General features: G+C 66.5%; 27 protein-coding genes. 10 read left to right on the top strand and 17 right to left on the bottom strand.

Annotated features, from left to right (window positions below):
• Window positions 1-57: 57 nt before the first annotated feature.
• Window positions 58-1143 (bottom strand): porin, encoded by a 1086-nt coding sequence (locus ACNQFN_RS05675; protein ID WP_418648226.1) that lies wholly within the window; start codon window positions 1141-1143, stop codon window positions 58-60.
• A gap of 50 nt (window positions 1144-1193) precedes the next feature.
• Between ACNQFN_RS05675 and ACNQFN_RS05670 the strand changes: the two genes are divergently transcribed.
• The 3 genes from ACNQFN_RS05670 to ACNQFN_RS05660 all read left to right on the top strand — a co-directional run bounded on the left by ACNQFN_RS05670 (window position 1194) and on the right by ACNQFN_RS05660 (window position 3102).
• Window positions 1194-1487 carry a type II toxin-antitoxin system Phd/YefM family antitoxin gene (locus tag ACNQFN_RS05670; RefSeq protein ID WP_418648225.1) on the top strand — a complete coding sequence of 98 codons (294 nt, stop codon included), beginning with the start codon at window positions 1194-1196 and terminating at the stop codon, window positions 1485-1487.
• Window positions 1484-1885: a type II toxin-antitoxin system VapC family toxin gene (locus ACNQFN_RS05665; protein ID WP_068636920.1), complete on the top strand. Its 402-nt coding sequence runs from the start codon at window positions 1484-1486 to the stop codon at window positions 1883-1885. Before ACNQFN_RS05670 ends, ACNQFN_RS05665 begins: the two co-directional genes overlap by 4 nt.
• Window positions 1886-2058: 173 nt before the next feature.
• The gene (locus ACNQFN_RS05660) at window positions 2059-3102 is read left to right on the top strand and encodes a porin (protein ID WP_418648224.1); all 1044 of its coding nucleotides are present in this window, start codon (window positions 2059-2061) and stop codon (window positions 3100-3102) included.
• A gap of 87 nt (window positions 3103-3189) precedes the next feature.
• On the opposite strand, the gene ACNQFN_RS05655 is transcribed toward ACNQFN_RS05660, so the two are convergent.
• Window positions 3190-4500 (bottom strand): DUF4160 domain-containing protein, encoded by a 1311-nt coding sequence (locus ACNQFN_RS05655; RefSeq protein WP_418648891.1) that lies wholly within the window; start codon window positions 4498-4500, stop codon window positions 3190-3192.
• 158 nt (window positions 4501-4658) lie between these two features.
• Between ACNQFN_RS05655 and ACNQFN_RS05650 the strand changes: the two genes are divergently transcribed.
• The 3 genes from ACNQFN_RS05650 to ACNQFN_RS05640 all read left to right on the top strand — a co-directional run bounded on the left by ACNQFN_RS05650 (window position 4659) and on the right by ACNQFN_RS05640 (window position 7043).
• Window positions 4659-5927 carry an OprD family porin gene (locus tag ACNQFN_RS05650; RefSeq protein WP_068636923.1) on the top strand — a complete coding sequence of 423 codons (1269 nt, stop codon included), beginning with the start codon at window positions 4659-4661 and terminating at the stop codon, window positions 5925-5927.
• Window positions 5928-6051: 124 nt separating this feature from the next.
• Window positions 6052-6903: an RNA polymerase sigma factor RpoH gene (gene rpoH / locus ACNQFN_RS05645; RefSeq protein WP_068636924.1), complete on the top strand. Its 852-nt coding sequence runs from the start codon at window positions 6052-6054 to the stop codon at window positions 6901-6903.
• Window positions 6904-6908: 5 nt separating this feature from the next.
• The gene (locus ACNQFN_RS05640; protein ID WP_418648223.1) at window positions 6909-7043 is read left to right on the top strand and encodes a hypothetical protein; all 135 of its coding nucleotides are present in this window, start codon (window positions 6909-6911) and stop codon (window positions 7041-7043) included.
• A gap of 12 nt (window positions 7044-7055) precedes the next feature.
• Here the strand turns inward: ACNQFN_RS05640 and ACNQFN_RS05635 are convergent, their stop codons facing one another.
• From ACNQFN_RS05635 to coxB, 11 genes are all read right to left on the bottom strand, one after another.
• Window positions 7056-7658, bottom strand: a complete 603-nt coding sequence (locus ACNQFN_RS05635; protein ID WP_418648222.1) for an SCO family protein — start codon at window positions 7656-7658, stop codon at window positions 7056-7058.
• 98 nt (window positions 7659-7756) lie between these two features.
• Entirely contained in the window at window positions 7757-8653 is an 897-nt protein-coding gene (cyoE, locus tag ACNQFN_RS05630) for a heme o synthase (RefSeq protein ID WP_418648221.1), read from the bottom strand.
• Window positions 8650-9759: a COX15/CtaA family protein gene (locus tag ACNQFN_RS05625; RefSeq protein ID WP_418648220.1), complete on the bottom strand. Its 1110-nt coding sequence runs from the start codon at window positions 9757-9759 to the stop codon at window positions 8650-8652. Before ACNQFN_RS05625 ends, cyoE begins: the two co-directional genes overlap by 4 nt.
• Window positions 9759-10424: a hypothetical protein gene (locus ACNQFN_RS05620; protein ID WP_418648219.1), complete on the bottom strand. Its 666-nt coding sequence runs from the start codon at window positions 10422-10424 to the stop codon at window positions 9759-9761. Before ACNQFN_RS05620 ends, ACNQFN_RS05625 begins: the two co-directional genes overlap by 1 nt.
• Window positions 10393-11229: an SURF1 family protein gene (locus ACNQFN_RS05615; RefSeq protein ID WP_418648218.1), complete on the bottom strand. Its 837-nt coding sequence runs from the start codon at window positions 11227-11229 to the stop codon at window positions 10393-10395. Before ACNQFN_RS05615 ends, ACNQFN_RS05620 begins: the two co-directional genes overlap by 32 nt.
• 19 nt (window positions 11230-11248) lie before the next feature.
• The gene (locus ACNQFN_RS05610; protein WP_068636928.1) at window positions 11249-12124 is read right to left on the bottom strand and encodes a cytochrome c oxidase subunit 3; all 876 of its coding nucleotides are present in this window, start codon (window positions 12122-12124) and stop codon (window positions 11249-11251) included.
• Window positions 12125-12158: 34 nt separating this feature from the next.
• Window positions 12159-12383, bottom strand: a complete 225-nt coding sequence (locus tag ACNQFN_RS05605) for a DUF2970 domain-containing protein (protein ID WP_418648217.1) — start codon at window positions 12381-12383, stop codon at window positions 12159-12161.
• 3 nt (window positions 12384-12386) lie between these two features.
• Window positions 12387-12992, bottom strand: a complete 606-nt coding sequence (locus ACNQFN_RS05600; RefSeq protein WP_068636929.1) for a cytochrome c oxidase assembly protein — start codon at window positions 12990-12992, stop codon at window positions 12387-12389.
• A complete protein-coding gene (locus tag ACNQFN_RS05595) occupies window positions 12989-13105 on the bottom strand; it encodes a cytochrome oxidase small assembly protein (RefSeq protein WP_217999611.1) in 117 nt (38 codons plus the stop codon). Before ACNQFN_RS05595 ends, ACNQFN_RS05600 begins: the two co-directional genes overlap by 4 nt.
• A 110-nt stretch (window positions 13106-13215) precedes the next feature.
• Window positions 13216-14796, bottom strand: a complete 1581-nt coding sequence (gene ctaD, locus ACNQFN_RS05590) for a cytochrome c oxidase subunit I (protein ID WP_068636930.1) — start codon at window positions 14794-14796, stop codon at window positions 13216-13218.
• Window positions 14797-14833: 37 nt separating this feature from the next.
• Window positions 14834-15673, bottom strand: a complete 840-nt coding sequence (gene coxB, locus ACNQFN_RS05585) for a cytochrome c oxidase subunit II (RefSeq protein ID WP_418648216.1) — start codon at window positions 15671-15673, stop codon at window positions 14834-14836.
• Window positions 15674-15956: 283 nt separating this feature from the next.
• On the opposite strand from coxB, the gene ACNQFN_RS05580 reads away from it, so the two are divergent.
• From ACNQFN_RS05580 to recQ, 4 genes are all read left to right on the top strand, one after another.
• The gene (locus tag ACNQFN_RS05580; RefSeq protein WP_418648215.1) at window positions 15957-17666 is read left to right on the top strand and encodes a Na/Pi cotransporter family protein; all 1710 of its coding nucleotides are present in this window, start codon (window positions 15957-15959) and stop codon (window positions 17664-17666) included.
• 282 nt (window positions 17667-17948) lie between these two features.
• The gene (locus ACNQFN_RS05575; RefSeq protein WP_418648214.1) at window positions 17949-19559 is read left to right on the top strand and encodes a tetrathionate reductase family octaheme c-type cytochrome; all 1611 of its coding nucleotides are present in this window, start codon (window positions 17949-17951) and stop codon (window positions 19557-19559) included.
• Complete coding sequence (locus ACNQFN_RS05570; protein ID WP_418648213.1) at window positions 19556-20188, top strand: cytochrome b/b6 domain-containing protein; 633 nt, start codon at window positions 19556-19558, stop codon at window positions 20186-20188. Before ACNQFN_RS05575 ends, ACNQFN_RS05570 begins: the two co-directional genes overlap by 4 nt.
• A 116-nt stretch (window positions 20189-20304) precedes the next feature.
• Complete coding sequence (recQ, locus tag ACNQFN_RS05565) at window positions 20305-22164, top strand: DNA helicase RecQ (RefSeq protein ID WP_418648212.1); 1860 nt, start codon at window positions 20305-20307, stop codon at window positions 22162-22164.
• Window positions 22165-22316: 152 nt separating this feature from the next.
• Here the strand turns inward: recQ and groL are convergent, their stop codons facing one another.
• The 4 genes from groL to ACNQFN_RS05545 all read right to left on the bottom strand — a co-directional run bounded on the left by groL (window position 22317) and on the right by ACNQFN_RS05545 (window position 25564).
• Complete coding sequence (groL, locus tag ACNQFN_RS05560) at window positions 22317-23939, bottom strand: chaperonin GroEL (protein ID WP_068636933.1); 1623 nt, start codon at window positions 23937-23939, stop codon at window positions 22317-22319.
• 31 nt (window positions 23940-23970) lie between these two features.
• Window positions 23971-24288 carry a co-chaperone GroES gene (locus ACNQFN_RS05555; protein WP_068636934.1) on the bottom strand — a complete coding sequence of 106 codons (318 nt, stop codon included), beginning with the start codon at window positions 24286-24288 and terminating at the stop codon, window positions 23971-23973.
• Between the two features lie 210 nt (window positions 24289-24498).
• Window positions 24499-25131 (bottom strand): hypothetical protein, encoded by a 633-nt coding sequence (locus tag ACNQFN_RS05550; protein ID WP_418648211.1) that lies wholly within the window; start codon window positions 25129-25131, stop codon window positions 24499-24501.
• 124 nt (window positions 25132-25255) lie between these two features.
• Complete coding sequence (locus ACNQFN_RS05545) at window positions 25256-25564, bottom strand: chaperone modulator CbpM (RefSeq protein WP_068636936.1); 309 nt, start codon at window positions 25562-25564, stop codon at window positions 25256-25258.
• Window position 25565: the final 1 nt, after the last annotated feature.

Below are 25565 nucleotides of genomic sequence, written 5' to 3'. Positions count from 1 at the left end.
ACGAAAAAACGGGCGCCGAAGCGCCCGTCTTGTTTTCGAACCTGTCGGGAGGACAGATCAGAAGGTGTGGCGAACACCGATGGCGAACAGATCGGCGTTGTCGCCGCCGAAGGTCGAGCCAGCCTTGTGGCCGTAGCCGACCAGACCCATGGTCAAGCCATTGTCGTTGTCGGTGCGGTTGAAGGCAGCGTAGGCAGTGGTGCGCTTCGACAGCGAGTGCGTGTATGCCAGGGTGTAGGACTTGACTTCCGGATCGCGGCCCGGCTGGTCGAATTCAACTTCGCCGTATGCGAGGTGGACGTTGCCGGCTGCGCCGACCGGAACGATCAGGCCGACTTGCCACAGATCGGCATCAAAATCCTTCGCGCCGTAAATGTTGTCAACCGACTGGTAGGAGGCATGCAGTGACACGACACCGAAATCGTAGCTGGTGCCCAAGCCCCATTCTTTCTGCTTGTCGTCCAAGCCGGCAACCGCGTAATCGTTCTTGATCACTTGATAGACACCACCAACCTTCAGCGGGCCGTTGCTGTAGTCCAGACCCAGGCCGTAGGCGTCGTCTTCGCTCGGCTTGCCTGCCGTTTCAATAGCAGGGCGGGGACCGAAGGGGCCTTCCGTATAGTCCGCGCCGGTCGAATAGATGGCGCGGGCAGTCAGGCCGGAGAAGCTGCCGGTGTAAGCCACCGAGTTGCTCCAGCGAGCCGGGGTGTTCGGGGTGATGGTCATGCCAGCGCCAACCGACAGGATGGACTGAGGACTGATGGCGGCACCGGACAGGGCGTCGTAGTTGAAGAAGTAGCCCGGCGCGTACTGACGGCCGAGGCTGACGGTGCCGAAGGAGCCGCCGAGGCCGACGAGGGCCTGGCGCTGATAGCCCGAACCCATTTCGCTGCCGTTGTCGATGCTGAAGCCCTGCTCCAGCACGAACACGGCCTTCAGGCCATTGCCCAGGTCTTCGGTGCCGCGGAAGCCGACACGGCTGCCCGACAGCGCGCCGGAACCGACACCGCGGAAATCGTTTTCACCATGCTTGCCGATACCGACGTAGGCATCCGCCACACCGTAGATGGTGACGTTGGACTGCGCGAAGGCCGGGGCCGAAACCAGGCCGGCGATGGCCAGCGCGATCAGTTTCTTCTGCATGAAACGTCCAGAAATCCGATTTCTGGGCAAATCAAAGGTTTCATCATGACTTGACCATCAATCTGACCATGGTCATGATTATGGTCATTCATTTTCCGCCAGGAGAGCTCTCCATGCAGACCATTCAGGCTTCCGAGTTCAAGGCTCGCTGCCTTGCCATCATGGATCAGGTCGCCGAGTCGGGCGAGGTCATCGTCGTAACCAAGAACGGCAAGCCTGTTGCCGAACTCCACCCGTACGCGGGCAAGAACAGAAGTTCTCCTTTCGGCCTTCACCCTGGTCTACGCATCCAGGGGGACATCGTGTCGCCACTTGCCGCAGATGACTGGGAGGCGCTGGCTTGATCGTTCTGGACACTCACGCCCTGATCTGGATGGATGCGGACGACCCCGCTCTCGGCCCTCAGGCACGACAACGCATCTCCGAGGAATGGCGCTCTGGTCGCGTCGCCGTCAGCGCGATCAGTTTCTGGGAATGTGCGCTGCTGGAGCAACGAGGACGGATCGTGCTACCCGTTGCAATCGAAGTATGGCGAGCGGAATTTCTGGCAGCGGGCTTAGTCGAGATCCCGCTCGACGGGCGCATCAGCTTGCTTGCTGCGGGTTTTTTCGAGTTGCACCGTGACCCCGCCGACCGTTTCATTGCTGCCTCTGCGATGGCACGCAACGCTACCCTGATGACTGCCGACGAAAAGCTGCTGGCCTGGCAATCGCCCCTGCCTCGTCTGGATGCGCGGCGCTGATTTGCCAGCCTTGTTGCACGTCCGCAACAGACTTGCCCTGAATGTGGTGTTTTCGCGCTGCGAAGCTTGCAAGGGCAGCGGCAGATTTGCAGAATCGCTCCAACTTCTCGCCAGAGAGGTGAGTAGGACCAAGGCAGATGCCAAGGTCTCAACTTCAATTTGAGGAGAAACAAATGCAGAAGAAACTGATCGCGCTGGCCATCGCCGGCCTGGTTTCGGCCCCGGCCTTCGCGCAGTCCAACGTCACCATCTACGGTGTGGCGGACGCCTACGTCGGCTTCGGCAAGCATGGTGAAAACGACTTCCGCGGCGTCGGTTCCGGTGCGCTGTCGGGCAGCCGTGTCGGCTTCCGCGGCACCGAAGACCTGGGCAACGGCCTGAAGGCTGTGTTCGTGCTGGAGCAGGGCTTCAACATCGACACCGGCGAAGAAATGGGTTCGGGCTATCAGCGTCAAGCCCTCGTCGGCCTCGCCGGCTCCTTCGGCACCGTGGCCCTGGGTCGTCAATACGCTCCCGGCTACTTCTTCAACCACGACGGCCTGGCTGGCGCTGCGGTCGGCCCGCAGTCCATCCTGTCGGCTTACGCCGGCATGACCATCACCCCGAACAGCCCCGCCCGCTGGAACAACTCGGTGACCTACACCGGCAGCTTCTCCGGCCTGACTGCCCGTGCCATCTACTCGGCCAAGGGTGTTGAAACCGGCGAGAAGCCGAGCGAAGACGACGCCTACGGTGTGGGCCTGGAGTACGCCAACGGCCCGCTGAAGGTCAGCGGTGTTTACCAAGTCTCCAAGAACATCATCAACGATGAAAAGAAGCAGAAGGAATGGGGCCTGGGCGCTGGCTACGACTTCGGTGTCGTGGCGCTGAACGCCTCCTACCAGTCGGCTGACAACCTGAGCGGCTGGAAGGACCAAGATGCAGACCTCTGGACCGTCGGCCTGGGCGTTCCGGTCGGTGCGGCCGGCAACGTCCATCTGTCCTACGCTCAAGTCAAGTTCGACATTCCTAATGCGAGCGATACCAAGGTCAAGTCCTACACCCTGGCTTACACCCACGCCCTGTCGAAGCGCACCACCGCCTATGTCGCCTACAACCGTACCGACAACGACGACGGTGAGGTCGCAGGTCTGGTCAACTACGGCCACAAGGCTGGCTCGACCTTCGGCGGCGAAAACGCCGACCTGCTGGGCGTCGGTATCCGCCACACCTTCTGATCTGTCTCCCAGACAGGTTTGAAAGCAAGACGGGCGCTTCGGCGCCCGTTTTTTCGTCCACGCCCTTCGCTCCACTCCGCCTCCCCTTCACCGCAGCGGCTCGACCCGGAAATACTCGCCGGTCTGCCTGCCCAAGTACCAATTGGCCATCAGCTCTTCCCTGTGGATCTCGATCCACGCATCGACGAGAACCCGCTTGTTGCGCGGCAGTTCACCGAAGAAAAGCTCGTTCGACGCAATGTCGAAGCCCACTTCCAGCCCCTGCCAGATGGCAAGCACGAACGGCGCGCTGTCCTGCCTCGACCTGGGTGGAGCGAAGGCGATGACGATGCCGTAATACGCCGAGACCGGCCGGAGAGCGGCACCGTAGCGCGGCCGCGCGGGCACCCTGGTGTAGAGGTGCCCGATGTCGAGGCCGGGGATGTCGAAACGGGCAATGGCCTCGAACAGAGGTTCGAGCGGATACTGCTCGTTGCCGTAGCGGCGGCTCGCCCGCGGCGCGACATGGCCGGTCAGCGCATCATGCACTTCCTCCTCCATGCCCACGGCGCGGCAGGCGTCCTTGAAAGTATGGCGGAAGGAATGGAAGACCTTGCGGCCGTCGCCGATGCCGACCTTTCTGCGCAGATAGCCCGAAAAGAAGGTGCTGAAATAGCCGCCGAGCTTGCCGCGCGGATTCGCCCTAAGATCGGGAAACAACAACCCCGCCCCCTGCAGGCCGGCAACGTAATCCAGGAAACCGCAGTCCAGCAGCGTCGCATGGAGCGGAATCCGCCTGCGCGAAGCCGGATTCTTGAGTTGCGCATGCCCGGCGTCGTCGCTGATGTGCAGATAGTGCCCCAGACCCTTGGCGCGGCGGACGTCGCTGACCAGCAGTTGCGCCAGTTCCTCGACCCGTGCCCCGGTGAACAGGGCCAGCAGCGGCAGCCAGAACGCGGCCTCCCTGCCACCGCCTTTCGGGCGCCTGCCTGCAATGTGGATTTCAGCGCGGAACAGGCGGTTCAGATCGTCCGCGGTGAATGCGATGCGGGCCTTGCGGCGCACCGCTTCCTGCATTCTGAGTTCGGCAGCCGGATTCGAGGCGGCCAGTTCATGATCGACCGCCGTTCCGAACAGGGTCCTGATGATGCCCAGCTTGTGCCTGACGGTGGCCGGGCTCTGGCACGATGCGAGCAAGTGGTCGCGGAAAGCCAGCAGATTCCTGCGGCGCACATCCGCAAGCGGCATTCCGCCGGTGAAGGCGGCGAAGGCATCGAGAACCTTGCGGTACTTGGCGACCGTCGCTGCCCGGCGGCCGGGCGACGAGCGCTGCCACAGTTCGAACAGCAGTGCATAGGCGTCGGTAGCAGCCGTTGCGGCCGGCGCTTGCTCGATCACGTGGCACTGTCCCATGTTCATGTTCTTCACTTCAGGCTCCTGGCGTCATCAAAGAAGGCCGGGAGCCTAAACATCCGATCCGGCAACGGTGAAGCATGCGAAAATCCGCGCCGGGGAGATCGCGGCTGCATTCGATGCAACGCATCCGCCACACATCAAACAACAGCAAGGAAAAAACAATGACGTCGAAGAAATGGGCGTGTTCGATCGCCCTCAGCCTGGCCGCCACGGCCCCGGCAATGGGCGCAGGCCAATCCGAAGCGCGCGGCTTCATCGAGGACAGCTCGCTGGACCTGTTCCTGCGCAATGCCTACATCAGCCGTGATTACAAGCAGGGCAGGCAGGACAAGGCCGAATGGGGCCAGGGCGCGGTGCTGAACTTCACTTCGGGCTTCACCCAGGGCACGGTCGGCTTCGGCGTCGATGCCTTCGGCCTGTATGCCGTCCGCCTCGACAGCGGCCGGGGACGTGCAGGCGCAGCGGGTATCGACTTTTTCCACGTGGGCAATGACGGCAAGGTCGAGCACGACGTCGCCAGGGCCGGCGGCTCGGTCAAGTTGCGCTTTTCCAACACCGTGCTCGCCTACGGCGATCTGCGGCCGACGCTGCCGGTGCTCAACCACGACGCCTCGCGCCTGATGCCGGAAAGCTTCACCGGCACGATGATCACCTCGAACGAGATCGAAGGCCTGACGCTGCACGCCGGCCGCTTCCATGCCGAAGCACGCAAGAGCGACGAAAGCCGCGACGGCGGCAGGCTGAAGGCCATCGACCTGATCGGCGGCCGCTACCAGTTCAACGAAGTGTTCAGCGGCGCGCTGTATGCATCTGACATCGAGGACGTGCTCGAGCGCCAGTACATCAACCTGAACTACGTGCGCCCGCTGGCGCAGGGCGATTCGCTCACGCTCGACTTCAACGGCTACAACACCAGGCAGGACAAGAAGTTCGACCCCGACGAAGGCAAGAACCGCATCTGGAGCCTGGCCGCGACCTATGCCACCGGCCCGCACGCCTTCACCGTGGCACACCAGCGCAGCAGCGGCGACGTCGGCTTCAACTACGGCTTCTACCAGAGCGAAGGCTGGGTGGGCAACGGCGGCAGCACGATCTTCCTCGCCAACTCCTTCTGGTCCGACTTCAACGCCAAGGACGAGCGTTCCTGGCAACTGAGCTACGCGGTGGACTTCACCGAGTACGGCGTGCCCGGCCTGAGCTACGTCGTCGCCTACGTCCGCGGCGACAACATCGACGCCGGCGCGCCGAGCCGCGGCAAGGAACGCGAATGGTTCAACCAGTTGAGCTACAAGGTGCAGAGCGGTGCAGCCAAGGACCTGAGCATCCGCCTGCGCGCGTCCTTCCTGCGCGTTTCGGAGGACGCCCGCGCCTATAACAGCGAGGGCAACGAGATCCGCGTGTTCGTCGACTATCCGCTGAACCTGTTCTGATCCGCATGGCGGCGGGGTGCCGGATGATCGGCGCCCTGCCAAGAACAGCACGGAACTCCCTCCCGCGTTTAGCACTCTCAAGGCGCGAGTGCTAAAATCGAGCACACAAGGAGGACACAAGCCTATGTCTCAAGCCCTGTCGTTTCCCGTTCCCGCCACCGGCAGCCTGGATCAGTACATCCAGAGCGTCAATCGCATGCCCATGCTCAGCGAGCAGCAGGAAGTGGAACTGGCAACGCGCCTGCGCGAGCAGGGGGATGTCGACGCGGCGCGCCAGTTGGTGATGTCGCATCTGCGGGTGGTGGTCGCGATCGCACGCGGCTACCTGGGCTACGGCCTGCCGCACGCCGACCTGATCCAGGAAGGCAACGTCGGCCTGATGAAGGCGGTGAAGCGCTTCGACCCCACGCGCGGCGTGCGTCTGGTTTCGTTCGCGATGCACTGGATCAAGGCCGAGATCCACGAATACGTGCTGAAGAACTGGCGCCTGGTCAAGATCGCCACCACCAAGGCCCAGCGCAAGCTGTTCTTCAACCTGCGCAGCCTGAAGCAGGACGCCGGCACCTTGAATCCGGTCGAAGTCGATGCCATCGCCACCCAGCTCGGCGTCAAGCCCGAGGAAGTGGTCGAGATGGAAACCCGCCTCGGCGGCCGCGACATTCCGCTGGAAGGCAGCGGCGACGACGAGGACGAACGCTTCGCGCCGATCGCCTACCTGCCCGATCCGCACGCCGAACCTTCCGAAGCGCTGGCCCGCACGCAGCTCGCCCACATGCAGGACGTCGGCCTGCGCAATGCCCTGGCCAGCCTCGACGACCGCAGCCGCAACATCGTCCAGCGCCGCTGGCTGAGCGAAGGCGACAGCGCCACGCTGCACGAACTGGCAGCGGAATACGGCGTCTCTGCCGAACGCATCCGCCAGATCGAGGCCAAGGCGATGCAGAAGATGCGCGGCATGCTGGCCGACGCTGTCTGAGCGGCATGAAGATCTATCTGGACGTATGCTGCTCCAATCGGCCATTCGACGATCAGAGCCAGACACGCATTCGGCTTGAAACTGAAGCCAAGCTGGTTCTGCAAGTTGAGGCAGGCGAATCCATCATCGAACTCCGCTGACGCCCGGCAGATTCATTTCCCCGCCAGCAGCGCCCCGATGTCCGCCGCGACCTTGGCCGGCTCTTCGCCATGCTTCATGTACAGGCGCAGCCGGCCCTGCGGATCGAACACGTAGGTGCCGGCCGAGTGGTCGACGGTGTAGTGGCCGTCGGGGTCGCCGCTCTTGCGGTAGAAGACGCGGAAATCCTTGGCAACCGCGGCGATCTGCTCCGGTGTACCGTACAGCCCGAGGAAGCGCTCGTCGAACACCGGCACGTATTCCGCCAGCAGCGCCAACGTGTCGCGTTCGGGATCGACGGTGACGAACAGCACCTGGACCTTGTCGCCATCGGCACCGAGTTGCTGCATCACCATGCTCATGTCGGACAGCGCAGTCGGGCAGACATCCGGGCACTGGGTGTAGCCGAAGAAGATCGTCACGACCTTGCCCTTGAAGTCCGCCAGCGTGCGCTCCTGGCCATGATGGTCGGTGAGCCGCAGCTTCTGGCCGTACTCCGCGCCGGTGATGTCGGTGCTGTGGAAGACGGGTTCGGGCGGCGCACAGGCCGCGAGCAGGCCGAGCGCGAGCAGGGGCGCGGCCAGCGGGCGCAGGAAACGGGCAAGGGAAAGAGACATCGGGCACCTTGATGCTGCTTGTTCGGTCAGCCCCCGATGATAGACGTTCGCGGCACACCGGGCACGGCCCATGCGTCAAGCTGCCGCACCCGGACGCATCACCAGGGCAGGTAGTGATCCATCAGCAGCGCCGCGAACAGTCCGAACAGATAGACGATGGAAAAGCGGAAGGTGCGCCGCGCCAGGGCATCGCTGTAATCGCGGTACAAGCGCCAGGCATGAAGGATGAAGCGCAGGCCGAGCCCCACCGCCACACCGAGATAGAGCGCGCCGCTCATGCGCGTGGCAAAGGGCAGCAGCGTGACGCCGAACAGGATCAGCGTGTACAGCAGCACCGACAGCCGGGTGAATTCGGCGCCGTGCGTCACCGGCAGCATCGGCAGCCCGGCGCGCGCGTAGTCGGCCGTGCGGTACAGCGCCAGCGCCCAGAAATGAGGCGGCGTCCACGCGAAGATGATGAGGAACAGCAGCAGCGCATCGGCATTGACTTCGCCCGACACCGCGGCCCAGCCCAGCACCGGCGGCATTGCGCCGGAGGCGCCGCCGATGACGATGTTCTGCGGCGTATGGGGCTTGAGCAGCACCGTATAGACCACCGCATAGCCGATGAAGGTGGCGAGCGTCAGCCACATCGTCAGCGGGTTGACCGCCTGGTGCAGCACCATCAGGCCGAAGCCGCCCAGCATGCCCGCGAACAGCAGCACTTCGGCCGGCGCAAGGTCGCCGCGCGGCAGTGGACGGCCCCGGGTCCGCGCCATGCGGGCGTCGATCTGGCGCTCGATCAGACAGTTCATCGCCGCCGCCGCACCCGCCACACAGGCGATGCCGAGCGTGGCGGCAAACACGGTCAGCGCATCCGGCAGCCCCGCCGGCACGGCGAGGAACATGCCGATCACCGCACAGAACACGATCAGCGTGTTCACCTTGGGCTTGGTCAGAACGTAGAAAGCTCGCAGACGGCCGGCACGCGCCGTTCCCAGGGCAAATGTCTTCATGGTCTCCCCTCCTCGAACACGACCGGCAGCGTGCCATGACTCCGCCGCGCCGGCAGCGCCACGACACCCGGCGCAGCCAGCCGGAAATTCACCCACACCATGATGCCGACCAGCAGGGCGGCACCCGCGTTGTGCGCCGCCGCCAGCGGCAAGGGCAGCGACAGCAGCACATTGGCGATGCCCAGCCCGATCTGCAGCACCAGCGCCGCCAGCAGCGTCGCACCGGCATCGAAAGTGTCCTGCCGCCGGCAAAGCGCCCAACCCAGCAGCAGCAGAGCCCCGCCGGCCACCAGCGCGCCGATGCGGTGCGACCAGTGGATGGCGGTGAGCGCGGCGTTCGACAGCAGTTCGCCATCGGCCGTCATGCCCAGCTCGCGCACGACGTGGAAGGCATTGGCATAATCGGTCTCGGGCGCGAAGCTGCCGTGGCAGGTCGGGAAGTCCGTACAGGCGAGCGCGGCGTAATTGGTGCTGGTCCAGCCGCCGAGGGCAACCTGGATGACGAGCAGCACGAAAGCCAGCCGCGCCCCGACCGACAGCATTGGCGTAGATCGCAGGCCATCGCGCCCCGGGCCGATGCGTCCCGGGCCTTCCCGGCTCGCCCTTGCATGGGCTTGCCCCGCGCCACAGGCGCGCAGCGCCAGCCAGGCCAGCAGCGCCAGCGTGGTCAGCCCGCCGAGCAGGTGTGCAGTGACGATGGCCGGCTTCAGCAGCAGCGTCACCGTCCATTTGCCGAGCAGGCCCTGGAACACCACCACGCCGACCAGCGCCAGCGCCACCCCGGGCGCGGCGCGCGGATGGTCGCGCAGACGCCATGCCAGCACGGCAATGGCAAGGATGAGCAGGCCGAGGCTGGCGGCCAGATAGCGGTGGATCATCTCCTTCCACGCCTTCGCCAGGCTGACCGGCCCGTGGGGTTCGGCGGCATGCACGTCGCGGATGACATCGGCGGCATGGGCCGGCGTCAGCTTGCCATAGCAACCCGGCCAGTCCGGGCAGCCGAGGCCGGCGTCGGCCAGGCGGACGTAGGCGCCGAAGACGACGACGACGAAGGTCAGCAGCAGCGCACCGAGCGCGAGCCGGCGATACCAGGCGAGCATGGCCATCACAGCCGCTCTCCCCTGCCCAGCGCCGAGTACTTCAGCAGACGCTGCAGATCCTTGGTCAGCGCACGCGCCGCTTCGGTGACGTCGAGCCGGTCGTCGAAACGCATCATCACCTTGCCCAGCGGATCGACGAGATAGATCGTCCCCGTCAGACTGCCGGACGCCGGCGGCGGCAGCGCAGCCAGCCAACCGGCATCGGCGCGGACGACGTGCAGCGCATCGGCCAGCGAGGAACCGGGCAACTGCCCTTCGGCGGGTTTGCCGTCGTCGGTCAGCAGCCATACGCGGGTGACACGCTCCATCTCGCGGGCCTGCGCCAGGCGGGCCTGCCGCGACACGTAGAGCGCACGGGCACACGCACTGTCGCAGATCGACGGCGCCGCGAGCAGCAGGGTCCAGCGCCCCTGCAAATCGGCGCGGCCCAGCGCCGGCTGGCCGTCGACGCCCTGCAGGCGGGAATCCGGCAGCGGCACCGGTTCGAGCAGCGTGCCGTTGTTCACCCGCCCCTCCGGCTGCCAGACGTAGAACATCAGGTAGGACGCGAGCACCGGCAGCACACAGACCAGCGCGAGCAGCAGCAGGGTCCGGCGTGCCCTGCTTCGTTCCTTGGGCGCAAGCGCGGAGCGGCCGTGCTCAGCGTCCGGCGAGGCGAGGCTTCCGTTCATCGTCGGGTCTCCGCAGGAAAAGGCGCCGGGCGTAGGCGCAGCTCAGCACGGTGGCAAGCGCGGCCAGCGCGTACCATTGAAAAGCGTAGCCGTGATGGCGTTCGACGCCGGCCGACGGCGCCGGCCAGTCGCGCACCAGGCCATCGGCCGCTGCAGAGGTCTGCAGCACCAGCCAGGGGGCGAAGCAGGCCCCGGCCTGCCCCCTTTCCCCTGCCCGCGCGCCGCAGAGCGGCAGGCCCGGACGCTCCGTCAGCGTTGTCACGCCGCCGCCGATGTCCGTCCGCGCGGCCAGTCGGGCGATGTCCAGCACCTGCCACAAGCGGCCTTGCTCGAACTCGCCGTCCCGTGCCAGCGTGAACGCGCCTGCTTCCGGTATCTGCGCCCGCCCTTCCAGCGTCACACGGCCCGATCCGGCCGGCACCACGGGCAGGATCGCGCGATCGGCGCCGGCCGGAACCCAGCCCCGGTTGACCAGCACCACCCCGGAAGCGTCGGCCAGCCGCAAGGGCATCAGCACCTGATAGCCGGCGCGGCCGGCATGGGTGCGGTTGTCGAGAAAGATGCCCGCCGCCGGCAGCCATTCGCCTTCGAGCCTGACGCGCTGGCCGGGCATCACGCCCGCGCCTTCCGCCAGGGTGTCGAGCACCAGCGCCGGGCGCTGCGCGGCGGCGTCGAGCACGGCCTGCAGTGCCTGCTTTTCTTCGGCACGGCGCACCTGCCAGTTGCCGAGCGCCAGCGTGACGGCGGCCACCAGCGCGCCTGCCAGCAAGGGCAGCAACAGGCGGAGGCGGGCAGCAGCAGGCATCGCATCGGCTCCCGGGCAGCTACAGCAGGTAGACGACGACGAACAGGATCAGCCACACCACATCGACGAAATGCCAGTACCAGGCTGCGGCTTCGAAACCGAAGTGGCGCTGCGGGCTGAAATGGCCGGCCAGCGCACGGCCCAGCATCACCGTCAGCATGATCACGCCGACGGTGACGTGCAGGCCGTGGAAGCCGGTGAGCAGGTAGAAGGTCGTGCCGTAGATGCCGCTGTCGAGCCGCAGGTTGAGTTCGGCATAGGCATGCCCGTACTCATAGATCTGCAGGCCGAGGAACACCAGGCCGAGCGCGATGGTGAGCAGCAGCCCCAGCTTGAGCTGGCCGCGCCGCTCGGCGCGCAGGCCATGGTGCGCCCAGGTCAGCGTGGCGCCCGAAGTCAGCAGGATCAGCGTGTTGATCGCCGGAATGCCCCAGGCGCCCATCGGCGTGAAAGCCTCGGCGCCGCTCGGCGTGTAAGGCCCGGCGGTGGGCCAGGCGCTGCTGAAGCCCTGCCACAGCAGCGCCTCGTTGTCGCCCGAGGCCAGCCAGGGCACGGACAGCACGCGGGCGTAGAACAGCGCACCGAAGAAGGCGGCGAAGAACATCACTTCCGAGAAGATGAACCAGCCCATCGACCATCGGAAGGACTTGCCCACCCGCCAGCCGTAGCGGCCGGACTCGGATTCCCGCACCACCTGGCCGAACCAGCCGAACAGCATGTAGATCAGGACCGCCACGCCGGCAAGGAAAATCCACGGCCCGGACGGTACGTCGTTGAGCCACAGCGCGGCCCCGGCGCCGAACAGCAGCAGCGCAACCGAGCCGAAGAGGGGATAGGTCGACGGTTCGGGCACGAAGTAGTGGTCGAACCCCCGAGCGGCTGTTGTCTGACTCATGGCTTTCTCCCTGTTCGAACCCCGTTCGGTGCCGCTAGGCGAGCACCACCTGCACGACGACGACGATGGTGATGATGAAGATCGCCCCCGCCAGCACGCCGGCGGCGACGACCGCAAGCGGATTCAGCGATCCGGCATCGTCCAGCCAGGCCTGCCGCTTGCGCACGCCGAAGAAGGACCACAGCACGGCACGCATCGTCGCCCAGAAACCGGCCTGGCGCGGCGTTCCAGGCCTGGCTCCGTCGCGCCCCGCGCCCACCGCTCAGCCTCCCGGCACCGGTGCTGCCGCTGCGCTGCCCGGCACCGCGGCCGTCGTGTTGCGCCCCTGCAGCTCGAAGAAGGTGTACGACAGCGTGATGACCGTGACCTCCTCCGGCAGCGCGGGGTCGATGACGAACACCACCGGCATGACGCGGCGCTCGCCCGGCGCCAGCGTCTGCTGGGCGAAGCAGAAGCAGTCCAGCTTGTTGAAGTGGCGCCCGGCGACCTGCGGGCCGTAGCTCGGTACCGCCTGGCCGGTGACCGGCACGTCGCGCGTGTTCGACACTTCGTATTCGACCTGGACCAACTGGCCCGGATGCACCTCGATCGAGCGCTGCAACGGCTGGAAACGCCACGGCAGATCGTGCAGATTGGCGTCGAACTGGACCAGGATGCTGCGGCTGGCATCGACCTGCGTATTGACCGCGCGCGCGCCCTGCTCGGCTTCCGGGCGCAGGAAATTGTTGATGCCGGTGACTTCGCAGATCTTCTCGTAGAAGGGCACGAGCAGGAAACCGAAGCCGAACATCACCACCGCCGATATGGCCAGGCGCAACAACAGGCGGCGGTTGTCCGCGGCGAGGCGGCGGTTCGCATGCGCACTCATTGGCCGAACACCTTGTACTTGAGGATCACGAACGCGAAGAAGGCGAAAGCGACCGCGGCCAGCACCAGGCCGGTGCGCCGGTTGGCTGCCCTGCGGTCGTCGCTGCGCGTCATGTCGTCCATCCTCGTCATGCTGGCGGTGAGGCGGAGAGCAAGCCTCCCTCTCCCGGTCGTCTCCACCCTCGCTCTCCGCTCACCCCGAACCCTGTCCATGCGGCGCCGGCTCACTTCACGACCGGCGCCTCCTCGAAGGTGTGGTGCGGCGCCGGCGAAGGCACCGTCCATTCCAGCCCCTCGGCACCTTCCCAGGCACGTGCTGCCGCACGTTCGCCACTGCCGCGCGCGCACTTGAGCACCACGGCGATGAAGATCAGCTGCGACAGCCCGAAGCCGAACGCACCCACCGAAGCCATGGCGTTGAAATCGGCGAACTGCAGCGCATAGTCGGGAATGCGGCGCGGCATGCCGGCGAGGCCGAGGAAGTGCATCGGGAAAAAGGTGATGTTGAAGAACACCATCGAACACCAGAAATGCAGCTTGCCGAGACGCTCGCTGGGCATGCGGCCGGTCCACTTGGGCAGCCAGTAGTAGGCAGCGGCGAACAGCGCGAACAGCGACCCCGCCACCAGCACATAGTGGAAATGCGCGACGACGTAATAGGTGTCCTGCACCTGGATGTCGATCGGCGCGATGGCACAGATGAGGCCGGTGAAGCCGCCGATCGTGAACACGAAGATGAAGCCGGTGGCCCACAGCATCGGCGTCTCGAAGCTCATCGCGCCGCGCCACATCGTCGCCACCCAGTTGAACACCTTCACGCCGGTGGGCACCGCGATCAGCATCGTCGCGTACATGAAGAAGAGCTGGCCTGCGGCCGGCATGCCGGTGGCGAACATGTGGTGCGCCCACACGGCGAAGGACAGGATGGCGATGGAAGCCGTGGCATAGACCATCGAGGCGTAGCCGAACAGCGGCTTGCGCGCGAAGGCGGGGATGATGTGGCTGACGATGCCGAAGGCCGGGAGGATCATGATGTACACCTCCGGATGGCCGAAGAACCAGAAGATGTGCTGGTACATCACCGGATCGCCGCCGCCCGCGGCGTTGAAGAAACTGGTGCCGAAGTGGCGGTCGGTCAGGATCATCGTCACCGCGCCGGCCAGCACCGGCATCACCGCGATCAGCAGGTAGGCGGTGATCAGCCAGGTCCAGCAGAACATCGGCATCTTCATCAGCGTCATGCCGGGCGCGCGCATGTTGAGCACGGTGACGACGATGTTGATCGCGCCCATGATCGAGCTGATGCCCATGATGTGGATGGCGAAGATCGCCATGTCCATGCCCATGCCCATCTGCACCGACAGCGGCGCGTACAGCGTCCAGCCCGCGGCCGAAGCGCCGCCGGGCACGAAGAAGGAACCGAGCAGCAGGATCGCGGCCGGCGGCAGCAGCCAGAAGCTCCAGTTGTTCATGCGCGCGAAAGCCATGTCGCTGGCGCCGATCATCAGCGGGATCATCCAGTTCGCAAAGCCGACGAAGGCCGGCATGATGGCGCCGAATACCATCACCAGCCCGTGCATGGTCGTGAGCTGGTTGAAGAATTCCGGCTGCACCACCTGCAGGCCGGGCTGGAACAGCTCGGCGCGGATCGTCAGCGCCATCACGCCCCCGGACAGGAACATGATGAAGCTGAAGATCATGTACAGCGTGCCGATGTCCTTGTGGTTGGTCGTCGTGAGCCAGCGCATCAAGCCGGTCGGGCCGGGGTGATGGGCCTGGATCTGATCATGTGTGACGGCGGCCATGCGAAGGTCCTCCTGTCAAACGGCGGCGGGACAGCGGCTACAGGGCCGGCGGCTGCGGCGCCAGCGATGCCTGCTCCACGCCGGCGGTCGCGGCCTGCTGCTGGCGTACCCATTCGGTGTACTTCTCGGCCGACACCACGTGGACCTCGATCGGCATGAAGCCATGATCGCGGCCGCACAGCTCGGCACAGTTGCCCCGGTAGACGCCTTCCTTGTCGGCACGGAACCAGGTGTCGCGGATGAAGCCGGGAATGGCATCCTGCTTGACGCCGAAAGCCGGCACCCACCACGAATGGATGACATCGTTGGCCGTCAGCAGCACCCGTACCTTCTTGCCGACCGGCACCACCAGCGGCTTGTCGACTTCCAGCAGATAGGCTTCGCCCTTGGGCGCACCGCCTTCGATCTGCTCGCGCGGCGTGGACAGGCTGGACAGGAAGCGGATGCCTTCGCCTTCGCCCTGCAGGTAGTCGTAGCCCCATTTCCACTGGTAGCCGGTGGCCTTGACCGTGATGTCGGGATTGGAGGTGTCCTTCATCTCGATCACGGTCCGGGTCGCGGGCCAGGCCATGCCGAGCAGGATCAGGATGGGGATGATGGTCCACGCGATCTCGACCGCGGTGTTCTCATGGAAGTTGGCGGCGACGGCGCCCCTGGACTTGCGGTGATGGAGCACCGCCCAGAACATCACGCCGAACACGCCGATGAAGATCACCAGGCAGATCACCAGCATCAGCGTATGCATGTCGTTGATCTGCTCGGCAATGCCGGTGACCGGAGCCTGGAGGTTGTAGCGCGCCGGCGCGTCCTGCGCGAACGCAGGCCAGACAGCGCCGACAACCGACAAGGCACCCGCACTGCGACTGGCACGTCCCATGACCACCCCCTACGCATGTAGTTTTGGCCTGTGCGGACGATGTTGCCATAGCAAAAAACACGCTCGCAACACGGTTTTCTGATAAAAGTCAATATATTGCGTTGCAATATCTGCTAAAGACCGCGACGCATCTATGCTTCGGCGGCTGCTTCGGGGTTTTCCCATAGGGGTGTTTCTGGCGGCGCAGCAATGCGGCTGCGCAAACGCCCCCTGCGGCATCGCGGACGAGGCTGCTTCCAGTGCATGCGCACACCCTTTGCCGCAAGCGGTATCGGTATTACGCTTGCCTGTCCGCAAGCCACGCCGGAGAACCGCCCTGGAAACCGCCGCCTCGACCCCATTCGCCCTGTTCGCCGCCGTGATCGGCGGGCTCGGACTGTTCCTGATCGGCGTGCAGATGATGACCGAGGGACTAAAGCTGGCCGCCGGCCGCGCGCTGGGCGACCTGCTCGAACGCGGCACCGCCACCGCCCCGCGCGGCCTGGCGGCGGGCTACCTGATCACCGCGCTGGTGCAGTCATCCACCGCCGTCACGGTGGCCAGCATCGGCTTCGTCAACACCGGCCTGCTGCCGCTGAAGAACGCACTGTGGGTGGTCTTCGGCTCGAACGTCGGCACGACGATGAACGCCTGGCTGGTTGCCACGCTCGGCTTCAGCGTCAAGATCGAGGTCTTCGCGCTGCCCTTCGTCGGCATCGGCGCGCTGCTGATGTTCGCCGGCCGCACGCTGCGCTCACGCTCGCTGGGACAGGCGCTGGCCGGCTTCGGCATCCTGTTCCTCGGCATCGAGGTCCTGAAGGACAGCTTCTCGGACACCGGCGGCCTGTTCGAACTGCAGGACTTCATCGCGCCCGGCCTGGCCGGATGGTTCGCGCTGATCGGCATCGGCGTCGTGCTGACCTTCATCATGCGCGCCACCGGCGCCGTCATCGCCATCGTCATCACGGCGGCGCAAGGCGGGCTGATTTCGATCGAGGCCGCTTGCGCGGTGGTGATCGGCACCAACATCGGCGGCAGCTCGACGGCCATCCTGGCAGCCATCGGCGCGACCTCCAATGCCCGCCGGCTGGCCGCGGCGCACGTCATTTTCAACCTCGTGACCGGCGCTGCGGCATTGCTGCTGCTGCCGCTGCTGATCGGCCTGCTCGACTGGCTGCGCGGAGTGCTCGAGCAGCCGGCGACGCCGGCGCTGATGATCGCGCTGTTCCATACCACCTTCAACGTCCTCGGCGTGCTGCTGATGGTACCGCTCGCCCCCGGCATGCTGCGCCTGCTCGGCCGCATGTTCCGCACGCGCGAGGAAGAAGTGGCCCGCCCGCAGCACCTCGACGCCAACTCGCTGGCGATTCCCGACCTGGCCATGCATGCGCTGCGGCTGGAGCTGGCGCGCGCGCAAGGTTTCGCCGTGGCGGCGCTGAGCGCGGCGGCACAGCAGCCGGCGGACGGCCCTGCCCTGATGCGCGAGACTGCGGCGCTGCAGGCGCTGGCGCCCGCGATCGGCAACTATGCGCATCGGCTCAGCGCCGCCCCCCTGCCGCAGGCACTGGTCGAGCAGCTCGCCCACAGCCTGCGCACGCTGCGTTACCAGGAAACCGCTGCCGTGCTGATACAGGAGGTGGCCGGCCTGGTGAGGAATCTCCCCGAGCCGTCATCGCAGGACTTCGGCAGCGAAATCGAAGCCTTCCGCGAAGCCGTCGCGCAATTGGCCGCCGCATCCGACTCCCGGCGCGAGGGCTTCAGCCCCGGAGCAGTGTCCGTTCTCCTGGACGAAGTCGACAGGCGCTACCAGTCCCTGAAGGAGGCGCTGTTCCTCGCCGGCGCGCATGCCCGCCTGGACATCCGCGCGATGCAGGACTGGCTGCGGCTGGCGAGCATCGCCCGCCGGGCCGCCAAGCAGGCGGCCAAGGCCGCGCGCATGATCGCCGCGCTGGAAGAAGGCACCTCGGCCACCGAGGCGGCACGGAGCGAGGAAGCCGAAGAGAACGCGGACTGAGCCGCGCGGGCGGGCGGCGCGATCCGCTGCCTTGCCGGAATGCGCCGGCGCCTGCGGGATGCCGGCAGCGCATCACCGGCCCTCGGGCCGGCCGGCGCAGGGGAACTGCCACTCACCGCCACGACACCGCCAGCTTGCCGGCAATGCCTGCCTTTGGCAGCGCATGCCGGGCCCGTGCCTCGGCCGGATCGCCGCACGGCGCGGCATTGCCACGCAGGCAGTCACTGGTCCGGTACTTGCTATGCTCTCCTGAATACAAGAACCAGAATCATGGAGGAGCACATGTATTCGAAAGCGTGCCGGCTGCTCGGCATCATCGGCCTGCTGTGCTGTATCGGCCTGGGCGCTCATGCCGCCACGAACGCAGCCGATGCGGCCGGGCTGCCCGCCTCGACTGCGGACCACAGCCGCATGGATGCGCTGCAAGGCCCCTTCAGCAGCGGCCCCGAAGTCACCAGGGCCTGTCTGGACTGCCACAACATGGCGGCCCATCAGGTGATGAAGAGTATCCACTGGAGCTGGGAAACGATCAGCCCGACGACGGGCAAGAAACTGGGCAAGCAGCACGCCGCGAACAATTTCTGCGGCTCGATCCTGTCCAACGAGCCGCGCTGCACCAGTTGCCATGCCGGCTACGGCTGGACCGACGGCAGCTACGACTTCACCCGGCAGGAAAACGTCGATTGCCTGGCCTGCCACGATACGACCGGCACTTATCGGAAGATCTCGACCGATGCCGGCCACCCGCTCTACGAAGCCCGCGAAATTCCCGCAGGCAGCGGCAAGCTCGTCCAGCCCCCCGATCTCGCCCACATCGCCCGGCACGTCGGCAAGCCCGGGCGGGGCAACTGCGGTGCCTGCCATTTCAACGGCGGCGGCGGCGATGCGGTGAAGCACGGCGACCTCGACTCCTCGCTGCTCGATCCGCCGAAGCCGCTCGACGTGCACATGGCCAGGGACGGCGCCGACATGGTCTGCGCCGACTGCCACACCTTCAATGCCCACCAGCCTTCCGGCAGCCGCTATGCGGCCACGGCGAAGGACAGCCACGGCTTCGATCTGCCCAGGGACGACGGCAACCGGGCGACCTGCGAATCCTGCCACGGCTTCACGCCGCACGATCAGGCCAAGATCAACGACCACACCGGCAGGGTCGCCTGCCAGACCTGCCACATCCCCGAATTCGCCCGCGGCGGCGTCGCCACCAAGATGCTGTGGGACTGGTCGACCGGCGGCCGGCGAGGCCCGGACGGCAAGCCGCTGTTCATCGAGGATGAGCACGGCCGCCTGGTCTACTCGGCCGAGAAGGGCGATTTCGCATACGGCGAGAACGTCCGCCCGGAATACAAGTGGTACAACGGCGTCGTGCACCAGATCGCCATCACCGACAGGATCGACGACAGCGGGATACTCGAGCTGAATCGGGTCGAAGGCTCGGCCGCCGACCCGAACGCCCGCATCTGGCCGTTCAAGGTGATGCACGGCAGGCAGCCCTACGATCCGGTCAACAAGACGCTGGTCGTCAATCATGTCTATGGCAAGGACGACACTGCCTTCTGGGGCAACTTCGACTACGCGAAATCGATCAAGGCCGGCATGGATTACGCCGGCCTGCCGTACAGCGGCGAATTCGCCTTCATCGAGACGCGCATGAACTGGTTCATCACCCACATGGTCGCGCCCAAGGAAGACGCCGTGCGCTGCGGCGAATGCCACACCCGCAGCGCCGACGGCCGCCTTGCCGCGATCACCGACATCTACCTGCCCGGCCGCGACCGCAACGCCTGGGTCGACACCCTGGGCTGGCTCGCAGTGGCTGCCGCCTTCGCCGTCAGCCTGCTCCATGGCCTGGTCCGCATCGCCACCCGTCACCGCAGGGGAAATGAACGATGAACACGCGCATCTACATCTACAAGCGCTACGAGCGTTTCTGGCACTGGTCGCAGGCCCTGCTGATCATCGTCATGATGATCACCGGCTTCGAAGTGCACGGCAGCTACACCCTGCTCGGCTTCGGCCGGGCCGTCGACCTGCACACGCTGGCGGCCTGGAGCCTGCTGGTGCTGTGGGCATTCACGATCTTCTGGCAATTCACCACCGGCGAATGGCGCCAGTACCTGCCCTCGCTGAAGAACGTGCTGGCCATGGTCAGGTACTACACGATCGGAATCTTCTCCAACGCCCCCCATCCCTTCCGCAAGAGCGCGGTGCAGAAGCACAACCCGCTGCAACGCCTGGCCTACCTGGCGCTGCTGGCCCTGATCTCGCCGCTGATCTGGATTTCGGGCCTGCTCTACCTGTTCCATGGCAGCTGGGCCAGCCTGGGGCTCGACACCCATCTGTCACTGGAAGCCGTCGCCATCGCCCATACCGCGGGTGCCTTCATGATCGCCACCTTCTTCGTCGCCCACGTCTACCTCACCACCACCGGCCATACCGTCTTTGCCCACATCAAGGCCATGATCACCGGCTGGGAGGAAATCGGCGAACATCAGGAAAAAGCCGGCAAGGCAGCCAGATAGGGCATGCCTGCGCCAGCCGGCAGCGCTGGCCACGGCATGGCGGAGCGCTCCGCGGCACAAGGAAATGCACCGCCGCGCTGCCGGTCCGGGGCTGCGAAGCCGGTACAATGCGCGCCATGGACACCGCGTTCGCCTCCTCTCCGGCGCCTTCTTCCCCTGCCCATCCCGGCACCGCACTGCACGTCCTCGAACACGTCTTCGGCTATGCCGCCTTCCGCGGCGAGCAGCAGGCCATCGTCGAGCAGGTCGCCGCCGGCGGCGATGCGCTGGTGCTGATGCCCACCGGCGGCGGCAAGTCGCTGTGCTTCCAGATCCCCGCGCTGCTGCGCGAAGGCACGGCGATCGTGGTGTCGCCGCTGATCGCGCTGATGCAGGACCAGGTCAGCGCCCTGGTCGAAGCCGGCGTCGGCGCCGCCTTCCTGAACTCCAGCCAGGACATGGACAGCGCGCGCGCAGTCGAGCGCGCGCTGTACGCCGGCGGACTCGACCTGCTCTACGTCGCGCCCGAGCGGCTGATGACGCCGCGCTTCCTCGACCTCCTCGACCACCTGCGCGACACCGGCCGGCTCGCACTGTTCGCCATCGACGAGGCGCACTGCGTCTCGCAGTGGGGCCACGACTTCCGCCCCGAATACCTGCAGCTGTCGATCCTGCCCGAACGCTACCCGGCCATCCCGCGCATCGCGCTGACCGCCACCGCCGACCGCCAGACCCGCGAGGAGATCGCCCAGCGGCTGAACCTGCAGCATGCGCGCCGCTTCGTCTCCAGCTTCGACCGCCCCAACATCCGCTACACCATCGTCGACAAGGACGACCCGCGCCGCCAGCTGCTGCACTTCATCCGCGAGGAATGCGCCGCCGAAGCCGGCATCGTGTACTGCCTGTCGCGGCGCAAGGTGGAGGAGACCGCCGCCTGGCTGCAGGAGCAGGGGCTCAAGGCCCTGCCCTACCACGCCGGCATGACGCAGGACGTGCGCGCCGAACACCAGACCCGCTTCCTGCGCGAGGACGGCCTGATCATGGTGGCGACGATCGCCTTCGGCATGGGCATCGACAAGCCGGACGTGCGCTTCGTCGCCCACCTCGACCTGCCGCGCTCGATCGAGGGCTATTACCAGGAAACCGGCCGCGCCGGCCGCGACGGCCTGCCGGCGCAGGCCTGGATGGCCTGGGGTGCGCAGGATGTGGTGCAGCAGCGCCGCATGATCGACGAGTCCGAGGCCGGCGAGGAATTCAAGCGCCTGGCGCGCAACCGGCTCGACGTGCTGGTCGGCCTGGTCGAGGCCACCACCTGCCGCCGCCAGCACCTGCTGGCCTACTTCGGCGAGGATTCCGGCCCCTGCGGCAACTGCGACAACTGCCTGAATCCGCCGCAGACCTGGGATGCGACCGAGGCCGCGCGCAAGGCGCTGAGCTGCGTCTACCGCACCGGCCAGCGCTACGGCGCAGGGCACCTGATCGACGTGCTGCGCGGCGAACTGACCGACAAGGTCGTCGAACGCGGCCACCAGGACATCACCACTTTCGGCATCGGCAGCGATCTGGACGAAAAGCGCTGGCGCACGATCTTCCGCCAGTTGGTCGCGCGCGAATTCATCGCTGTGGACCACGAGCGCTACAACGCACTGCGCCTGACCGACGCCGCCCGCCCGCTGCTGCGCGGCGAAGCCGCGTTCCACCTGCGCCTGGAACGCGAAAAGAGCCGCAGCCGCGGCAAGCGCCGCAGCGCCGCCCCGCTCGACATCCCGGGCGGCATCCCGACCACGCTGTTCGACCGCCTGCGCGCCTGGCGCGTGGCAACGGCAAAAGAGCGCAACGTACCGGCCTACGTCGTCTTCCAGGACGCCACGCTGCGCGAGATCGCCATCACCCGGCCGCAGTCGCTGGCCGAACTGGCCGGCATCAGCGGCGTCGGCGACCGCAAGCTGGAAGCCTACGGCGAGGCCATCCTCGGCATCGTCGCCGAGACGACCTGAACCCTGCCGGCCGCTGCGCACGGGAGATGCACGCGCACCGCAGGCCTTGCAGGTGCCCGCACGGACAAAAAAACCCGGGAGGGGCCGAAACCCCGTCCCGGGTCGCGCAGGACTTCACGCCCGCCGCCGCCCACGGGCGGGGGGCAAGACGCTCAATAGTCCATGTCGGGCATGGCCGGCGCCGCGGCCTTGGCCTCCTTCGGCGCCTCGGCCACCGTGGCATCGGTGGTGAGGATCAGGCCGGCGACCGACGCGGCGTTCTGCAGCGCGGTGCGGGTGACCTTGGTCGGGTCGATGACGCCCGTTTCCACCAGGTCGCCGTATTCGCCGCTGGCCGCGTCGTAGCCGAAGTTGCCCTGGCCGGCCTCGACCTTGGCGACCACCACCGAGGGTTCGTCGCCGGCGTTGGCCGCGATCGCGCGCAGCGGCTCTTCGAGCGCGCGCAGCACGATCTTGATGCCGGCATCCTGATCGTGGTTGCTCCCCTTCAGCGCCTTGATCGCGGCGCGGGCGCGCAGCAGCGCGACGCCGCCGCCCGGCACGATGCCTTCTTCCACCGCCGCGCGGGTGGCGTGCAGCGCATCGTCGACGCGGTCCTTCTTCTCCTTCATCTCGACTTCGGTGGCAGCGCCGACCTTGATCACGGCGACGCCGCCGGCGAGCTTGGCCACGCGCTCCTGCAGCTTCTCGCGGTCGTAGTCGGAGGTGGTGTCCTCGATCTGGCGCTGAATCGCCGCCACGCGGGCCTTGATCCTGTCCTCTTCGCCGGCGCCGTCGATGATGGTGGTGCTTTCCTTGTGCACCTCCACCCGCTTGGCGCGGCCGAGGTCGGCCAGCGTCGCCTTTTCGAGCTGCTTGCCGGTTTCTTCGGAGATCACCGTGGCGCCGGTCAGGATGGCGATGTCCTCCAGCATGGCCTTGCGGCGGTCGCCGAAACCCGGCGCCTTCACCGCGGCCACCTTCAGCACGCCGCGCATGCTGTTGACCACCAGCGTGGCGAGCGCCTCGCCATCGACGTCCTCGGCGATGATCAGCAGCGGACGGCCGGCCTTGGCCACTTCTTCCAGCACCGGCAGCAGGTCGCGGATGTTGGAGATCTTCTTGTCGTACAGCAGGACCAGCGGCTCTTCGAGCACGGCGACCTGCTTGTCGGGATCGTTGATGAAGTAGGGGCTGATGTAGCCGCGGTCGAACTGCATGCCCTCGACGACGTCGAGCTCGTTCTCCAGCGACTTGCCGTCCTCGACGGTGATCACCCCTTCCTTGCCGACCTTGGCCATGGCCTCGGCGATGATGTCGCCGATCGCGCCGTCGGAGTTGGCCGAGATCGACGCGACCTGGGCGATTTCCTTGTTGGTCGAGCAGAGCCTGGACAGCTTCTTCAACTCGTCGACGGTAACGGCGACGGCCTTGTCGATACCGCGCTTCAGGTCCATCGGGTTCATGCCGGCGGCCACGTATTTCATGCCCTCGGCGACGATGGCCTGGGCCAGCACGGTCGCGGTGGTGGTGCCGTCGCCGGCGATGTCGGCGGTCTTGGACGCGACCTGCTTCACCATCTGCGCGCCCATGTTCTCCAGCTTGTCCTTCAGCTCGATTTCCTTGGCCACCGAGACGCCGTCCTTGGTGATCAGCGGCGCGCCGAAACTGCGATCGAGCACCACGTTGCGCCCCTTCGGGCCAAGCGTGACCTTGACCGCATTGGCCAGGGTGTTGACGCCCTTCACGATGCGTTCGCGGGCTTCGTCATGAAACTGGACGATCTTTGCTGCCATGTCTGTTGGTCTCCTGCAATGCGTGTGGGGATCAGGCGGCCTTCTTCAGCGCCGCGGCCTCGCGCTCGACGACGCCCATGACGTCGTCCTCGCGCATAACGAGCAGTTCCTCGCCATCGACCTTGATCGTCTGTCCGGCGTACTTGCCGAACAGCACCAGGTCGCCGGCCTTCACTTCCATCGGGATCAGCTCGCCCTTGTCGTCGCGGCGGCCGGGGCCGACGGCGACGACCTCGCCCTGCTCGGGCTTTTCGGCCGCGGAGTCGGGAATCACGATGCCGGATGCCGTCGTGCGCTGCGCTTCGATTCGCTTGACGATAATCCGGTCGCGGAGGGGACGAATGTGCATCTCTATCTCCTTTACGAGTTCATATCACCAATGGGATCGGCCGCTCCAAGGCTGCGCGCATCCGCAGCGGAGCGGCCGATCCGGGGCCGGCTGCCCGCCGGCGGAAATCGATCTGGGGACGTGTCGGAGCGATTTCAAGAGGGGCTGCATGGAAAATGCGAAAGGCCTGGCCAGGCGGCAGACTCCGGCGCCCGGCCTGCGGCATGGGCATCAGGGCAGGACGATGCGGGTCACCCTGCCGAGGCGATACACGAGCGGCACGCCGCGCCGGCCCTGGCCGGACCTGGGCGCCACCGGGCACGGCGGTTCGCGGCCGCCGTCGGGGCGCAGCGTGTCGTCCTCGGCGACCGTGCGCCACACGCCGCCGCGCACCGGACGGAACAGCCAGCGCACATAGCCCTTCGCCGCGGCGAAATGCATCATCTCGCTGCGGTCGGGGGCCTCGGCCAGCAGATGCGATTCGTCGCCGGGCGCCAGCGGATTGGCGCCGAAAGCCTGGCGGCATTCGACCGTCTCCTGCTCGGGCGCACCCACGCGCGCGCAGGCGCGCCGGGCGTGCCGTTCCATGTCCCAGGCACCGAGCTGCCAGGCCGCATCGAGCATCGCGGCATCGATTTCCTCCAGCGCCCGCCAGCGCGCATTGAGCTGCAGCGCCGACCCCGGCACCGGCCGCCGGCGCGTCAGCGGGTCGCCGGCGGGCATCCGCTCGTCGCGGCGAAAGCCGTGCCAGTGCAGTATCAGCAAGAGCGGCGTGTCCGGCCGCGGCAGCGCGGTGACCGTCACTGCGTAGAGCGGCAGCCGCACGGTATCGACCTGGGCGATGATGCTTTGCAGTATCTCCATGGCGATCCTCCAAATGGGCAGGGGCGATGAAAACAGCGCAGGGAAACGGCACAGTCTTCATCCTCCGGCGCGCCGAGCGTCAGCGCAAGAAGGTGCCGGCCGGTTGCGCTGGCAGGGCTGCGCTTCAATCGAGGCCCGCGCGGCGCAGCCTCGCACGCGCCGCATCGAGCTCTTCCAGCAGATCGGCCACCAGCGCCGCCAGTTCCGGCACGGCCTCGAAGTCGCGCTCGATCCGGCGCATGCGACGCGCCCTCGTCAGCGCGGCGGCGGAAAACCGCCATACGCCGGACACGCTCTCGGTGTGCGGAAACAGCCCCTCGTCGAGGTGGTGGCGCAGCCAGTCGGGCTCCACCGCGCAGGCGGCAGCGAGCTGCTCCAGGGTCATCCAGGTTTCTTCCAGCAGACTGCCGATCAGGACGTCTTCGTCGCGCATG

This window comes from Thauera butanivorans (assembly GCF_048398245.1).
In the GTDB taxonomy this organism is placed as follows: domain Bacteria; phylum Pseudomonadota; class Gammaproteobacteria; order Burkholderiales; family Rhodocyclaceae; genus Thauera; species Thauera butanivorans.
Note: the sequence above shows the minus strand (reverse complement) of the source record. Positions and strands in the feature narration are given on the sequence as shown.